Genomic DNA, 15,540 nt, shown 5'->3' on the forward strand with positions numbered 1-15,540 from the left:
ATTTAACCTTATTTGAGATTTTTAAAACTGATATTTAACTCTAAATCAAGCTCTTTTACAAGCTTCATTACAGCTTGTAAATCATCGATTTGTTTTGCTACAACACGAATTTCTTCACCACGAATCGAAGAGTTAACTTTAAGCTTGCTATCTTTAATAGCTTTATTGATTTTTTTAGCATTTTCACTATCAATAGCATCGTTTGCTTTCAAATTTAAACGAAACATTGCTCCACTTTCACGAGAAAGCTCTTTAATAGCATTAGGATTAATTCCTCTTTTGATAAGTTTAGAAATCACTATATCTTTTAGAACATCAAGTTTTCCTTCACTAGAAGAACTGAGTTTAAAAATACTCTCTTTTTCGCTTAAATCAATCTCACACTTAATTCCTTTTAAATCATAACGACTATCAAGTTCTTTTTTAGCTTGTTCAAAAGCATTTTTTAACTCTTGCTTATCTAAAGCTGCTGAAATATCAAAACTATGTTCACTTGCCATTTTCTATCCATTCTTTTAAATTATTATAAACTATATCCATTAAAGCATTTAAAGCTTCCTTACTCGCCCATGCAACATGAGGGGTGATAATAAGATTTTCTTTATTTTTAATGCTTAAAAGCGGATGATTTTTCATCATAGGTTCAATTTCTAAAACATCGAGCCCTATACGAATATTTTTTTCATCTATGATTTTAGCTAAATCATTTTCATTGATAATCCCACCTCTTCCTACATTAATCAAAATCGCATTATCTTTTAAAAGCTTTAATTCTTCAAAGGTGAGTAAATTTTTAGTTTTTTCATTTAAAGGTGCATGGATACTTATAATATCGCAAGTTTTCAATAAATCTTTTAATTCCAAATGTACAAAATCTGCGTTTTTATTAGCTCCACTCGTAGAATAATAATAAATTTCGGCTCCAAAAGCCTTTGAAATTTTTGCCACTTCTTTACCTATGGTTCCTAAACCTATAATACCATGTTTTTTACCACTTAAGGTGTTTAAAATTCTACTATAATCTGTAAAAATAGAACTTTCACACCATTTACCCTCTTTGCTCCATTTGTCATAATAAAGCACTTGATTTAAAAAAGTAAACATAAACGCAAAAGTATGTTGTACAACGCTCATAGTAGAATACCCAGCAGCATTTTTTACAATAATACCTTTTTCTTTAGCATACTCAATATCGATATTATTAACCCCTGTAGCAGTTTCTAAAATGAGTTTTAAATTTTTACAAGCATCAATCACATCTTTATCAATTACAACCTTGTTTGTCATGGCGACATTAGCATCTTTTAAACGCTCTATGGTTTGCTCTTTATTTGTTGTAGTATAAATTTGCAAAGAACCAAATTTTTCAAAAACACTTAAATCATAATCCCCTAAAGTTGCCGCATCTAAACAAACAATTTTCATTTTTCAATCCTTTATAATATGTCCTACAAATTTAGAATAATTATCAAGCACAAGTCCTCCTTTTCTAAATCCTAAGCCACACCCTTCATAAGCAAAGAAAACACCTGCTTGATAGTATTCGTTTTCACATGAATTAAACTCTACATATTCTTGATAAATAGCCTTATTATTCCCGTAAGGACCTACATTCTCATGCAAAGTTTTTCCATCTTTAATTATACTGATATTTGCACCTTCTCTACCAAAAACAGGTTTTTTAACATAGTTTTTACCCTCTAAAGGAGTATCTTTTGTTTCTAAAAGTAATGGATGATTTGGATAAAGTTCCCATAAAATTTTTAAAATTCCCTTAGATTGAAATAAAAGCGTATAAGCAGGATTTAAAATAATTGCTCTTTGATTACGCATAATTTGAGTTAAAAGCATGGCAAGTTCACCCTCTTCTATGGCTATATCTTCCCAAGGAATAAGCTTAAACCAATACTCATAATTTTCGCCCTCTTTAAAAATACCCTCTTCGCTAAATTCCACCTCATCCACAAAGGAAAAATTAGTTTGAAAACCTGCTTCATTGGCTATATGAGAAAGTAATTTTGTAGTGATTTCTTCTTCTTTACTTCCTGCAACACTTGAAAAAAGAATTTTCCATCCTTGATAATGCTCTTCAAACCCTTCAACACTTTCATCAAGGGTAATAAGTCTTTTAAAATTATCCATCAAACTTTCATAAATGCTGTTAAATTGTGCGCTTTCATCCATTCCATTTTGTTTTAAAAGCGCCCATTGTAAAATCGCACTTTCAAAAAGAGCAGTAGGGGTATCAGCATTAAATTCTATAAGTTTTATAGGCTTACCATCAAGTCCACCCGCTAAATCAAAACGCCCATATAAATGCCAATGAACCTCATTTTCCCAACTCATCTTAATCGCATCAATAAGATTAAAAGGAATTCCAAGCTCATCAAAACGATCATTATCAATCACTTCTTGCGCTGCAGCAATAAACATATCATAAAGCTCATTTACCGCTTCATAATAAGCATTAGCTTCACTTTCCTTAACACAAACTAACTTATTGCTAATATAATCACTTCCATCTTCATCTGTATGCCAAGAAAAACCTATATTTTCTAAATAATCTTTTTGAAGTTTGTCTACTTGTAATAATTGCATTATTTATCCTTAAGAACCAAAAGAAGAACTAGAACTTGCAGCTTTAGAGCCTCCACCAAAAAAGCCTGATTTTTTAGCGCTTGAGGTAGAACTCGTTGAGCCTGCTTTATTAAAACTATTCACACTTCTTTGATAAGCACTTTGATTTGAAAAAGCACCGCGTTGTTGATTAGCAAAATTTTGATTATTGAAAAGTTTTGAACCTATCCAACTTCCCAAAATAGCACCTGCAGCACTTGCAAGTAAAGTTTCTCCTAAACTCAATCCTCCACTACTGATTTGTCCATTGTCTTTAGTTAAATTTGAAGTTCCATTGTCAATTTTAGCTGCTTCTTCTTTAATCAAAGCATCCATTTCTTCTTTGGATAAAATTCTTTCTGTACCATTAAGATCTTTTAAAACTACCCTTGTTTCATCACTTGGATATTGATCTTTGATTTTATACTGCCCTGGAGCTGTTTCTTCGATAATTACAAAAGCTCCTTGAGCATTAGCTGCTTGATTTAAAGTATCTGCATTGTCATTATTACTTCCACAACCTGCTAAAGCACCTCCAGCAACAGCTGCTAAACCACCTATCATACCAATTTGAATGATTTTTTTGATTTTTTTCATAAGTTTATCCTAAAAACAGAAAATCTAGATTAGAAATTTTAACAAAAAATAATAAATACTTTTTAATGCCAAATGAAGTTTGCAGATATAAAAAAAGCCCTTTCGGGCTTTTGGGTTAGAGTCTTGACTCGTAGCGTCTAAGCATATAAAGTCTTTTAAGCATTTTTTTGCGTGCTGAAATTTTTTGTTTTTTGCGAATTTCAGTCATAGGCTCGAAAAATCTTCTTGCTCTTACTTCAGTTACAACTAGATTTCTATCTACTTGCTTTTTGAATTTACGATACGCTTCATCAAAAGACTCGTTAGGATGCACCTTGATTCCTGGCACAGTCCTCACCACCTTTCTGTGTAAATTTTTGTTGTGAAATATAATTATAAAACACTTCTTATTAATTCTAACTTAGAAAGCATTTAAAAATTGTTTTAGTTTTTATCGGTTATAATCCTTAGTTACAAAGTGCTAAAAATTATAATTAAGGTCTAAAAATGCAAGGACACATTACAAACTATACAAAAAAACGATATTTTATATATTTAATTGCAAGTATTATCATATTTGCTCTACCTTTCATAAGAATTAATGAAAATCATTTTTTTCTTTTAAGTTTTGATCACTCTAAATTAAACCTATTTTTTATTTCTTTTTCAACACAAGAATTTTATCTCATGCCTTTTGTTCTTATATTTCTTTTTTTATTTATTTTTTTTATTACAACTTTAGGTGGAAGAATTTGGTGTGCTTGGAGTTGTCCACAAACAATTTTTAGAGTTATATATAGAGATATCATACAAACTAAAATTCTTAAAATTCGCAAAAATATCAATAACAAACAAAAAGAATATGAGGGACAATATTTTAAAAAATTTCTTGGAGTAATAATTTTTTATTTTATATCTTTAGTTGCTGTTAGTAATTTACTTTGGTACTTTATTCCTCCTGAAGATTTTTTCAATTATATTCAAAATCCTGGTGAGCATCTACTTTTACTTGGAGTTTTATTTTGTGCTAGCTTACTTTTTACTTTGGATATTACCTATTTACAAGAAAAATTTTGTATTTATGTCTGTCCTTATGCAAGAATACAATCTGTAATGTTTGATCATGATACAATGCAAGTGATCTACGATGAAAAACGCGGGGGTTTGATTTATGATGGACACATCAAACTTCATAAAAAACCGCCTGAAGGAGAATGCATAGGTTGTGAAGCCTGTGTTAGCATCTGTCCAACTCATATTGACATACGCAAAGGAATGCAACTTGAATGTATTAATTGTCTTGAATGTGCCGATGCTTGTTCTAAGGTACAAAGCAAATTTAATCGTCCAAGTTTGATCAATTGGACAAGTGCAAAAGCTATTGAAACGCGTTCTAAGGTTCATTATTTAAGATTTAGAACGATAGCATATTTTATAGTTCTTTTAATTGCTTTATTGGCTTTAATTATCATGGGAAGCAAAAAAGAAAGCATGCTTTTAAATATCAATCGTAGTAGTGAATTATATAATATTTCAAATGTTAAAGGTAAATTAGTCATTTCAAATGCTTATACCTTTTTGTTTCAAAATACAGATTCTAAACCTCATGAATATTATTTTACAGCAAATTTAGAAGGAATAAATGATGGAATTGAAATCATAAGACCAAACAAACCTTTTAAATTAAAAGCAGGAGAACAAGTTAAAAAAATAGTTGTTATCAAAGCTACAAAAAATTTAGCAAACAACGATAAAAAAGATGTAATCTTTCCTTTACATATAAAAGCTTATGCAAAAGATAATGAAAAAATTTCGGTTTTTAGAAAAAGTATATTTGTATACCCCAAAAACACTCTTACAAAGGATAAAAAATGAACTCAAATAGAACACCATCACAAAAAGTTTTAGCTAGACAAGAGAAAATCAAAGCAGTGGCCTTAGAGCTTTTTTTAACAAAAGGTTACCAAGAAACAAGTTTGAGTGATATTATTAAATTATCCGGAGGATCTTATTCTAATATTTATAATAGTTTTAAAAGCAAAGAAGGATTATTCTTTGAAATTTTAGATGACATATGTAAAAAACATTTTCATCTTATTTATTCCAAAACACAAGAAATTGAAAATGGTACTTTAAAAGAAATTTTAACTTCTTTTGGTTTAACTTTTATAGAAATTTTTAATCAACCAGAAGCTGTAGCTTTTGGTAAAATTGTTTATTCTCAAGTTTATGATAAAGATAGACACCTTGCTAATTGGATAGAAAACAATCAACAAAATTTTTCCTATAACATACTTATGGATTTTTTTAAGCAACAAAATAATTCTTATATGAAAAAAAATGCAGAAAAACTTGCTGTTCTTTTTTGTACTATGTTAAAAGAACCTTATCATCATCTTAATGTTTTAATTAATACTCCTGTGAAAAATAAAAAAGAACAAAAAGAACATGTTGAATTTGTTGTAAATGTTTTTCTAAATGGGATCAATGGTTCCAAAGCTTAAAAAATAATTTTATTAACCAAAATTAAGATATAATTAGTCAAAAATTTTTGTAATAAATATTACAATTTTTAATTTAATTTTTCAAGGCAAAACCATGAAATTATTTCAAAACAATACTATTTTAGCTTTAAGTGTTGTGCTTTTACTCACTGCTTGTAGCAAAGAAGAAGCACCAAAAATACAAATGCCGCCTCAACCTGTAACGACAATGAGTGCTAAATCTGAAGATTTGCCACTTAGTTTTACTTATCCTGCTAAACTTGTCAGTGATTATGATGTTATTATAAAACCTCAAGTTAGTGGCGTAATAGTAAATAAACTTTTTAAGGCTGGAGATAAGGTAAAAAAAGGACAGACATTATTTATTGTAGAGCAAGATAAATTTAAAGCTAGCGTTGATTCAGCTTACGGACAAGCTTTAATGGCTAAGGCAACTTTTGAAAACGCGAGCAAGGATTTTAATCGTTCCAAGGCTCTTTTTAGCAAAAATGCAATCTCTCAAAAAGAATACGACTCTTCTCTTGCTACATTTAATAATGCAAAAGCTAGTCTAACAACTGCTAGAGCACAACTTGCAAATGCAAGAATTGATCTAGATCATACCGAAATAAAAGCTCCTTTTGATGGTACTATAGGAGATGCTTTAGTTAATATAGGGGATTATGTAAGTGCTTCAACAACTGAACTAGTTAGAGTTACAAATTTAAATCCTATTTACGCAGATTTCTTTATTTCAGATACAGATAAACTAAATTTAGTCCGCAATACTCAAAGCGGAAAATGGGATTTAGACAGCATTCATGCAAATTTAAATCTTAATGGAGAAACCGTTCAAGGCAAACTTTATTTTATTGATTCCGTTATAGATGCTAATAGTGGAACAGTAAAAGCCAAAGCTGTATTTGATAACAACAACTCAACACTTTTACCGGGTGCTTTTGCAACAATTACTTCAGAAGGTTTTATACAAAAAAATGGCTTTAAAGTGCCTCAAATAGCTATTAAACAAGATCAAAATGATGTTTATGTTCTTCTTGTTAAAAATGGAAAAGTAGAAAAATCTTCTGTACATATAAGCTACCAAAACAATGAATACGCTATCATTGACAAAGGATTACAAAATGGCGACAAAATCATTTTAGATAACTTTAAAAAAATTCAAGTTGGTAGCGAAGTTAAAGAAATTGGAGCACAATAATGTTTTCTAAATTTTTTATCGAAAGACCTGTTTTTGCTTCAGTTGTTGCAATTATCATTTCTTTAGCTGGAGTCATAAGTCTTACAAATTTACCTATAGAACAATATCCTTCTTTAACTCCTCCTACAGTTAAAGTAAGTGCAACTTACACAGGAGCTGATGCACAAACCATTGCTTCAACAGTTGCAAGTCCTATCGAAGATGCAATCAATGGCGCGGATAATATGATTTACATGGATTCAACTTCAAGTTCTTCAGGAACTATGAGTTTGACTGTTTATTTTGATATCGGCACAGATCCCGATCAAGCCACTATAGATGTTAATAATAGAATTTCAGCTGCAACTGCAAAAATGCCAGATGCAGTTAAAAAACTTGGAGTAACTGTTAGAAAAACTTCTTCAGCAACACTTGCTGCAATTTCTATGTATTCAAATGATGGTTCAATGAGTGCAGTGGATGTATACAACTACATCGCTTTAAATGTTTTAGATGAGTTAAAAAGAGTTCCGGGAGTTGGGGATGCAAACGCTATAGGAAATCGTAATTATTCTTTAAGAATTTGGCTAAAACCTGATTTATTAAATAAATTTGGAATCACAGCTACTGATGTAATTTCTGCGGTTAATGACCAAAATGCTCAATACGCAACTGGTAAAATTGGCGAAGAGCCCGTAACTCAAAAATCCCCTTATGTTTATTCAATCACTATGCAAGGAAGACTACAAAATCCTAGTGAATTTGAAAATATTATTTTAAGAACAAATGATGATGGATCATTTTTAAGACTTAAAGATATAGCTGATGTAGAAATAGGATCACAACAATACAGCTCACAAGGACGATTAAATGGCAATGATGCAGTTCCGATTATAATCAATCTTCAATCAGGGGCAAACGCATTGCATACAGCAGAACTTGTCCAGGCTAAAATGCAAGAACTTTCAAAAAATTTCCCAAAAGGTTTAACATATAAAATTCCTTACGACACAACAAAATTTGTGATAGAATCAATCAAAGAAGTAATTAAAACTTTTGTTGAAGCTCTAATTTTAGTTATCATTGTTATGTATATGTTCTTAAAGAATTTCCGTGCAACGCTTATTCCTATGATAGCTGTACCTGTTTCATTATTAGGAACTTTTGCTGGACTTTATGTTTTAGGCTTTAGTATTAACTTGCTTACGCTTTTTGCCTTGATTTTAGCTATAGGGATTGTTGTAGATGATGCGATTATAGTTGTAGAAAATATCGATAGGATTTTACACGAAAATGAACAAATAAGCGTAAAAGATGCTGCTATCCAAGCGATGCAAGAAGTTAGCTCTCCGGTTATTTCAATTGTTCTTGTACTTTGTGCTGTTTTTATACCCGTTTCTTTTATATCAGGTTTTGTTGGAGAAATTCAAAGACAATTTGCCCTTACCTTAGCAATATCTGTAGCCATATCAGGTTTTGTTGCTCTTACTTTAACACCTTCTTTATGCGCACTATTTTTACGACGTAATGAAGGAGAGCCATTTAAATTTGTAAAGAAATTTAATGATTTTTTTGATTGGAGTACTTCTGTATTTAGCACAGGAGTAGCATATATTTTAAAAAGAACCATTCGCTTTGTTTTAATTTTTTGTATTATGCTTGGGGCAATTTTTTATCTTTATAAAGCTGTACCAAGCTCTTTAGTTCCTGAAGAAGATCAAGGTTTGATGATTGGCATTATTAATCTTCCTTCGGCTTCAGCACTTCATAGAACAATCTCAGAAGTTGATCATATAAGTCAAGAAGTTTTAAAAACCAATGGAATTAAAGATGCAATGGCTATGATAGGATTTGATCTTTTTACAAGCTCATTAAAAGAAAACGCTGCTGCAATGTTTATAGGCTTGCAAGATTGGAAAGATAGAAATGTGAGTGCTGATGAAATCGCCATGGAACTTAATAAAAAATTTGCTTTTGATCGCAACGCTTCAAGTATATTTATAGGTCTACCTCCTATACCTGGATTAAGTATCACAGGTGGCTTTGAAATGTATGTTCAAAACAAAAGTGGAAAAAGTTATGATGAAATACAAAAAGATGTAAATAAACTTGTTGCTGTAGCCAACCAAAGAAAAGAGCTATCAAGAGTAAGAACAACCCTTGATACAACTTTCCCTCAATACAAGCTTATAATTGATAGAGATAAATTAAAACACTACAATCTTAACATGCAAGATGTTTTTAACACAATGAATGCAACTATAGGCACTTATTATGTTAATGATTTTTCTATGCTAGGTAAAAACTTCCAAGTAAATATCCGTGCAAAAGGTGATTTTAGAAATACACAAGATGCATTAAAAAATATTTTTGTAAGATCAAACGATGGAAAAATGATACCACTTGATTCTTTCTTAACTTTACAAAGAAGTTCAGGGCCTGATGATGTAAAACGATTCAACCTTTTCCCAGCGGCACAAGTTCAAGGTCAACCCGCACCAGGTTATACTTCAGGTCAAGCTATAGAAGCGATTGCTCAAGTGGCAAAAGAAACTTTAGGGGATGATTATTCCATAGCTTGGAGTGGATCAGCCTATCAAGAAGTTTCTAGCAAAGGAACAGCAAGCTATGCTTTTGCTTTAGGGATGATATTTGTCTTCTTAATTCTAGCTGCCCAATATGAAAGATGGCTTATACCTTTAGCAGTTGTAACAGCTGTGCCTTTTGCGGTATTTGGATCATTTTTATTGGTATATTTAAGAGGATTTAGCAATGATATATATTTTCAAACAGGACTTTTGCTCTTGATTGGACTTTCAGCTAAAAATGCTATCTTGATCGTAGAATTTGCAATGGAAGAGCGCTTTAAAAAAGGCAAAGGAGTTTTTGAAGCAGCTGTTGCAGCAGCAAAACTTCGTTTTCGTCCTATCATAATGACTTCTTTGGCATTTACTTTTGGGGTCTTGCCAATGATTTTCGCAACAGGAGCAGGAAGTGCTTCAAGACACTCTTTAGGAACAGGGCTTATTGGTGGAATGATCGCAGCATCAACTTTAGCGATATTCTTTGTGCCTTTATTTTTCTATCTTTTAGAAAATTTTAATGAATGGCTAGATAAAAAAAGAGGTAAGGTTCATGAATAAAATAATTTCAATTAGCGCTATAGCAAGTTTTACTCTTTTGATTTCAGCTTGCTCTTTAAGTCCAAATTTAAATATTCCCGAAGCAAACTATAGCATTGATAATAAGTTTGGAGCCTTATCCTGGGAAAAAGAAAACAATAGCTCTATCACAAAAAATTGGTGGAAAGATTTTGATGATGAAAATTTAAATAAAGTGGTTGATTTAGCACTTAAAAATAATAATGATTTAAAACTTGCCTTCATACACATGGAACAAGCTGCTGCTCAATTAGGTATAGATTTTAGCAGTTTGTTGCCAAAATTTGATGGTAGCGCAAGCGGTAATCGTGCAAAAACAGCTATAAATGCTCCAAGCAATCGAACTGGGGAAGTAAGTTACGGTAATGATTTTAAAATGGGGCTTAATTTAAGCTATGAAATCGATCTTTGGGGAAAATATCGCGATACATATCGCGCCTCAAAATCAGGCTTTAAAGCAAGTGAGTATGATTATGAAGCTGCAAGACTTTCTGTTATTTCAAATACGGTTCAAACTTATTTCAATCTTGTAAATGCGTATGAAAATGAAAATGCTCTTAAAGAAGCTTATGAATCTGCAAAAGAAATTTATAGGATTAATGATGAAAAATTTCAAGTTGGTGCTGTAGGTGAATATGAACTTGCTCAAGCAAGAGCCAACTTAGAAAGTATGGCTTTGCAATGCAATGAAGCAAAATTAAATAAAGAAAATTACCTTAAAGCTTTAAAAATTTTAACTTCAAATGATTTAAATGACATACTTTACAAAAATCAAAGCTATCAAGTTTTTAATCTTAAAGAATTTGACATTCCAACTGGAATTTCAAGTACCATCTTGCTTCAACGTCCAGATATTGGCTCTTCTTTAGAAAAATTAACTCAGCAAAATTATCTTGTTGGAGTTGCTCGCACGGCTTTCTTGCCTAGCCTTTCTTTAACAGGATTATTGGGATTTGAAAGCGGAGATTTAGATACCTTGGTTAAAGGAGGTTCTAAAACTTGGAATATAGGTGGAAACTTTACTCTGCCTATTTTTCATTGGGGTGAAATTTACCAAAATGTAAATTTAGCCAAGCTTAGTAAAGATGAAGCTTTTGTAAATTATCAAAATACCTTGATTACTGCTTTTGGAGAAATTCGCTATGCTTTAGTAGCTAGAAAAACTATACGCTTACAATACGATAATGCACAAGCAAGCGAACAATCTTACAAAAGAATCTATGAAATTGCTAAAGAACGCTATGATATAGGAGAAATGTCTTTGCAAGATTATTTAGAGTCACGTCAAAATTGGCTTAATGCTGCGGTTGCTTTTAATAATACTAAATATTCTTATGCTAATTCCATAGTAGATGTAATCAAAGCATTTGGTGGAGGATTTGAGCAAAGCGAAGATACAGGCAAAAATATAAAAGAAGAATCAAAAAATTTAGATATGTCTTTTAGAGAATAGTTTATTCTATTCTCTAAATAAATTAAAAATCTTTGTCTAAATCTGCATCTGTAATTTCATAAGCCTTGTAAATAGCAGGCAATAATTTTCTTATAGCATAATCAAAATGATAAAATTGCCTATATACCTCTTCTGGATTTAAATTTTTAGCATTCTTAAAATCAAATACTTCAGTATTATTGATTTTGGCAATATTTTCATCAAAATAAGAGTAAAACTCTGCTCTTTGTTTAAACAAAGCATTTAAATTTTGAACAATTTTGGCTTTATCCATTTTATATCCTTTTTAAATAATTTAAAAACTTAATCCCATTTTTTATTTAAGAAATAAAAAATTTACTCCTATTTTAGCTAAAAATTGATAAAGTTATATCTTAAATATTTTAATATATAGGCCACTTATGAATTTATTTCAAAATTTAGCTTTAAAATACTCTCATACTATGATGGAAAAATCCCTCCAAAAAGGTTTCAATGTCGAACTTTTAAAACAACCCGAAGAAAAAATTCCAAAACAAGACAAAAGCTATATGCTTTATGCCCATGTACCTTTTTGCCATACTTTTTGTCCTTATTGTAGCTTTCATAAATATTATTATGATGAAAATTTAGCCAAAGTGTATTTTCAAAATCTTAGAGAAGAAATTAAAATCATGAAAGATAAAGGTTTTGATTTTACTTCCATGTATGTGGGTGGTGGTACAACACTGATTAACGAAGAGGAATTATTAAAAACCTTAGAACTTTGTAAAAAATTATTTAATATAAAAGAAATTTCATGCGAAAGTGATCCAAATCATATTGATCCAAATAAGCTTTTTATGTTTAAAGGTATAATTGATCGTTTAAGTTGCGGAATTCAAAGTTTTGATGATGAAACTTTAAAAAAAGTGGCAAGATATAATAAATTTGGTTCATCTAAAGAACTTCAAGAAAAAATTTCAAAAGCTTTAGGAATTTTACCTATTTTTAGTATAGATCTTATTTTCAATCTTCCAGGACAAAGCGAAAAACAACTTTTAAATGACTTAGAAATTGCTACAAATTTAGCCCCGCAACAAATCACAACCTATCCTTTAATGAAATCAAATCTTACCAAAGATAATATCGCTAAAAGTCTAGGAGTAAGCATTAAAGATAATGAATTTACTTATTATCAAATCATATGCGAATTTTTTAAAGACTATACCCAAAACAATGGTTGGAGTTTTTCTTTAGAAAAAAACAAGCTTAATGACGAATATGTCAGTTCTCATCATGAATACCTAGGAGTAGGCAGCGGGGCTTTTAGCTTTTTAGATGGGGAGCTTTTAATTAATGCATTTAATCTAAATGATTATGCTAAATTTATACAAGAAAAACAAAATGCTAATATAGCCAAAGCTTGTTTTGATAAAAAAGAGATTATCAAATATGTCTTTTTAACTGAAATTTTTTCAGGGAAAATAGAAATTGATAAATTTAATAAAACTCTAAATTGCAACCTCGAAAAAGAACTTTTCATAGAACTTTTAGGGCTTAAAACAAGTGGTGCCATCATAAAAGATCAAAATGCTTTAATCACAACCGAATTTGGTCAATATCTTTTTGTGGTTTTAATGAAAGATTTTTACACAGGAATGGATCTTGTGCGTGCAGTATTTAGAGATGATAAGCGTCTTAAAAATAAAGATTATATCGATATCATGAAAGAAAATATTGATCCGCTTAACTCCGCTAGTATGGAATTTAAAGCGGAGACAAACTAAAAGGGGCGAACAACCATCATTAAAGCGATAATAATAAACATTATAGTTGGGAATTCATTATAAATTCTAAAATATTTCCCACTTTTAGCAGAAGTATCATTTGCTAAAGCTTTTAAACAATAATAATTATGTATATGGAAAATAATCAAAAGTGTAACACAGGTAAGTTTAACATGCATAAAACCCGAACCTACCATTAAAACTTCCTTATGAGCATGCAACATTAAACTTCCTGTGATTAAAGTCACAATCATTGCAGGAGTTTGTATATAAAAATAAAGTTTTCTTTCTTGAATTTTTACAATCTCGACAAAACCTTTATTGTCTTTATGTTCAGCATGATACACAAAAAGACGAGGTAAATAAAAAAGACCCGCCATCCAAGAAACAAATGCCAAATAATGCACCCATTTAATCCAAAAATAATAATCATTAATCCATTCTGTCATCTTTTTTCCTTTTTTTAAATATTTCTTGTATTAAAATCAAAGCCACACTTATATTTATCATGACATCTGCAACATTAAAAATAGCAAAATTAAACCATTTATGCCAAAAAAACATATCCACTACACCTCCATGTATAAAACGATCCAATAAATTTGAAACACCAGCACCAAGCATCATTCCAAAAGCTATATTATGAGTTTTTAAAAGTGTTTTTTGCCAAAAAAGATAAATAAAAAGCACGCCAATTAAAGCAAGATGTAAATATTTTAAATTATGTTCTAAAAAACTCAACATTGAAAAAGCTACGCCTGTATTTAGAGCATAAGTTAAATCTAAGTATTCACTCTGCCATCTAAGTCCTGCTAAAGTTAAGGATTTTACCCATTGATCAAGGGCAAAAACCAAAACAAAGACACCCCAAAAATAAAAAATAAATTTAAAAGTTTTAGCCATTTAAAGCTTTCTTAAAAAACTCCACAACATTTTTCATTTCTTTTTCTAAGAGCTTAATATCTTTAGCTTCTAGCAAAAGTCTTATCAAATTTTCTGTTCCAGAATAGCGAAATAAGGTATTAATATTTTTATTTTCTAAATCTTTTTTTAATTCTTTTAAACCTTTAATTTTATCTAAATCTTTTTTTTCTGCAATTTTAAGATTGGTTAAAAGCTGAGGATAAGGTTTGACTTGACCCAAAATAGAGCTTGCAGATTTTTTCTTAGAAAGCATTAAAGCACTAAATTGCAAAGCAGCTATCAAACCATCTCCAGTTTTTGCATAATTACTAAAAATAATATGCCCACTTTGCTCTCCACCAAAATTTCCACCATTAGCTTTTAATTTTTCAAGCACATATTTATCGCCCACATTACAAGTATCAAGTTCTATACCATGTTTATTTAAAAATTCTTTTAAAGCACCATTACTCATTATAGTGGCTACAACACTTGATTGTAATTTACCTTGTTCTTTAAGATAAAGTGCTAAAACCCCCAATAAACTATCTCCATTAGCCACTTCGCCTTTTTCATCTACAACCACCAAACGATCTGCATCACCATCAAAAGCAAAGCCCACATCTGCACGCAAACGCTTTACTTCAGCAGCTAAGTTTGCAGGATGCAAAGCTCCACAATTTTCATTGATATTAAGTCCATTGGGTTTATCACTCATTACTATAACTTCAGCACCTAATTCCTTAAAAACAGTAGGTGCTACCTTATAAGCTGCCCCATGAGCCACATCTAAAACCACACGCAAAGACTTTAAAGTAAGATCTTTTGGAAAAGAATTTTTAATAGAAACAATATATCTTCCTATAACATCATCAATTCTTTTTGCTTGACCAATTTTTTCCATATCCACCTTAGAGGCTTGTATAAGCTTATCATCAAAATAAATTTCTTCTATTTTTTTCTCTATATCTTCACTAAGTTTGTTTCCATGAGCATCAAAAAATTTAATACCATTATCATAATAAGGATTGTGAGAAGCTGAAATCATAATCCCTGCATCACAACGCATATCTTCAGTTAAGAATGCAATCGCAGGAGTTGGCATAGGACCAATTTGTATAACATTATATCCTATAGAATTAAGCCCTGAAACAATAGCATTTTCTATCATATAGCCGCTTCTTCTTGTATCTTTTCCTACTAAGATATTATTAGTAATACTTTTATCTTTAAAATAAATACCCGCAGCCATTGCTAAACGCATAGCCAAAAAACTATCTAAAAATTCACCCGCTTTTCCACGAACTCCATCAGTTCCAAAAAGTTTCATTGCAAACCTTTCTAGCAAAATTTAAAGACAATTATAACAAAGTTAAGATAAAGAAATTTAAACAAGCTCTAA

The 15,540-nt window shown here is 30.6% G+C and carries 14 protein-coding genes and 1 pseudogene; 6 read left to right on the forward strand and 9 right to left on the reverse strand.

Annotation, left to right across the window (positions count from 1 at the left end):
* Positions 1-8: 8 nt before the first annotated feature.
* The 5 genes from AJ939_RS04865 to rpsU form a co-directional block, all read right to left on the reverse strand.
* Complete coding sequence (locus AJ939_RS04865) at positions 9-500, reverse strand: YajQ family cyclic di-GMP-binding protein (RefSeq protein WP_002854188.1); 492 nt, start codon at positions 498-500, stop codon at positions 9-11.
* The gene (locus tag AJ939_RS04870) at positions 490-1,425 is read right to left on the reverse strand and encodes a D-2-hydroxyacid dehydrogenase (RefSeq protein ID WP_070276409.1); all 936 of its coding nucleotides are present in this window, start codon (positions 1,423-1,425) and stop codon (positions 490-492) included. The genes AJ939_RS04865 and AJ939_RS04870 overlap by 11 nt, the downstream gene beginning before the upstream one ends.
* A 3-nt stretch (positions 1,426-1,428) precedes the next feature.
* Positions 1,429-2,598 (reverse strand): glutathionylspermidine synthase family protein, encoded by a 1,170-nt coding sequence (locus tag AJ939_RS04875; RefSeq protein ID WP_002831077.1) that lies wholly within the window; start codon positions 2,596-2,598, stop codon positions 1,429-1,431.
* Between the two features lie 9 nt (positions 2,599-2,607).
* Positions 2,608-3,213 carry a UPF0323 family lipoprotein gene (locus AJ939_RS04880; RefSeq protein WP_044778507.1) on the reverse strand — a complete coding sequence of 202 codons (606 nt, stop codon included), beginning with the start codon at positions 3,211-3,213 and terminating at the stop codon, positions 2,608-2,610.
* 115 nt (positions 3,214-3,328) lie between these two features.
* Positions 3,329-3,541, reverse strand: coding sequence for a 30S ribosomal protein S21 (rpsU, locus tag AJ939_RS04885; RefSeq protein ID WP_002780697.1), 213 nt, complete (start codon positions 3,539-3,541; stop codon positions 3,329-3,331).
* 158 nt (positions 3,542-3,699) lie between these two features.
* Between rpsU and ccoG the strand changes: the two are divergent.
* The 5 genes and pseudogenes from ccoG to cmeC all read left to right on the forward strand — a co-directional run bounded on the left by ccoG (position 3,700) and on the right by cmeC (position 11,487).
* Positions 3,700-5,077 (forward strand): annotated as a pseudogene (ccoG, locus tag AJ939_RS04890) (cytochrome c oxidase accessory protein CcoG).
* Positions 5,064-5,696 carry a multidrug efflux system transcriptional regulator CmeR gene (cmeR, locus tag AJ939_RS04895; RefSeq protein ID WP_052949523.1) on the forward strand — a complete coding sequence of 211 codons (633 nt, stop codon included), beginning with the start codon at positions 5,064-5,066 and terminating at the stop codon, positions 5,694-5,696. The pseudogene ccoG and the gene cmeR overlap by 14 nt, the downstream one beginning before the upstream one ends.
* 94 nt (positions 5,697-5,790) lie before the next feature.
* Entirely contained in the window at positions 5,791-6,894 is a 1,104-nt protein-coding gene (cmeA, locus tag AJ939_RS04900; protein ID WP_044778501.1) for a multidrug efflux RND transporter periplasmic adaptor subunit CmeA, read from the forward strand.
* Positions 6,894-10,016 carry a multidrug efflux RND transporter permease subunit CmeB gene (gene cmeB / locus AJ939_RS04905; protein ID WP_079860513.1) on the forward strand — a complete coding sequence of 1,041 codons (3,123 nt, stop codon included), beginning with the start codon at positions 6,894-6,896 and terminating at the stop codon, positions 10,014-10,016. Before cmeA ends, cmeB begins: the two co-directional genes overlap by 1 nt.
* A complete protein-coding gene (gene cmeC / locus AJ939_RS04910; RefSeq protein ID WP_070276403.1) occupies positions 10,009-11,487 on the forward strand; it encodes a multidrug efflux transporter outer membrane subunit CmeC in 1,479 nt (492 codons plus the stop codon). The genes cmeB and cmeC overlap by 8 nt, the downstream gene beginning before the upstream one ends.
* Positions 11,488-11,509: 22 nt before the next feature.
* Here cmeC and cmeU read toward each other — a convergent pair whose 3' ends face one another.
* Positions 11,510-11,761, reverse strand: a complete 252-nt coding sequence (gene cmeU / locus AJ939_RS04915) for a CmeU family protein (RefSeq protein ID WP_002861128.1) — start codon at positions 11,759-11,761, stop codon at positions 11,510-11,512.
* 127 nt (positions 11,762-11,888) lie between these two features.
* On the opposite strand from cmeU, the gene AJ939_RS04920 reads away from it, so the two are divergent.
* Complete coding sequence (locus tag AJ939_RS04920; RefSeq protein WP_070248582.1) at positions 11,889-13,235, forward strand: coproporphyrinogen III oxidase family protein; 1,347 nt, start codon at positions 11,889-11,891, stop codon at positions 13,233-13,235.
* On the opposite strand, the gene hemJ is transcribed toward AJ939_RS04920, so the two are convergent.
* Genes hemJ through glmM form a run of 3 tightly spaced genes read right to left on the reverse strand, consistent with a single transcriptional unit; the run spans position 13,232 to position 15,468 of the window.
* Entirely contained in the window at positions 13,232-13,684 is a 453-nt protein-coding gene (gene hemJ / locus AJ939_RS04925; RefSeq protein ID WP_002861126.1) for a protoporphyrinogen oxidase HemJ, read from the reverse strand. The genes AJ939_RS04920 and hemJ overlap by 4 nt on opposite strands.
* A complete protein-coding gene (gene lspA / locus AJ939_RS04930; protein ID WP_070233650.1) occupies positions 13,668-14,138 on the reverse strand; it encodes a signal peptidase II in 471 nt (156 codons plus the stop codon). Before lspA ends, hemJ begins: the two co-directional genes overlap by 17 nt.
* Positions 14,131-15,468 carry a phosphoglucosamine mutase gene (gene glmM, locus AJ939_RS04935; RefSeq protein ID WP_070276401.1) on the reverse strand — a complete coding sequence of 446 codons (1,338 nt, stop codon included), beginning with the start codon at positions 15,466-15,468 and terminating at the stop codon, positions 14,131-14,133. Before glmM ends, lspA begins: the two co-directional genes overlap by 8 nt.
* Positions 15,469-15,540: the final 72 nt, after the last annotated feature.

Source organism: Campylobacter sp. BCW_6889 (assembly GCF_001762535.1).
GTDB classification, from domain to species: Bacteria; Campylobacterota; Campylobacteria; order Campylobacterales; family Campylobacteraceae; genus Campylobacter_D; species Campylobacter_D jejuni.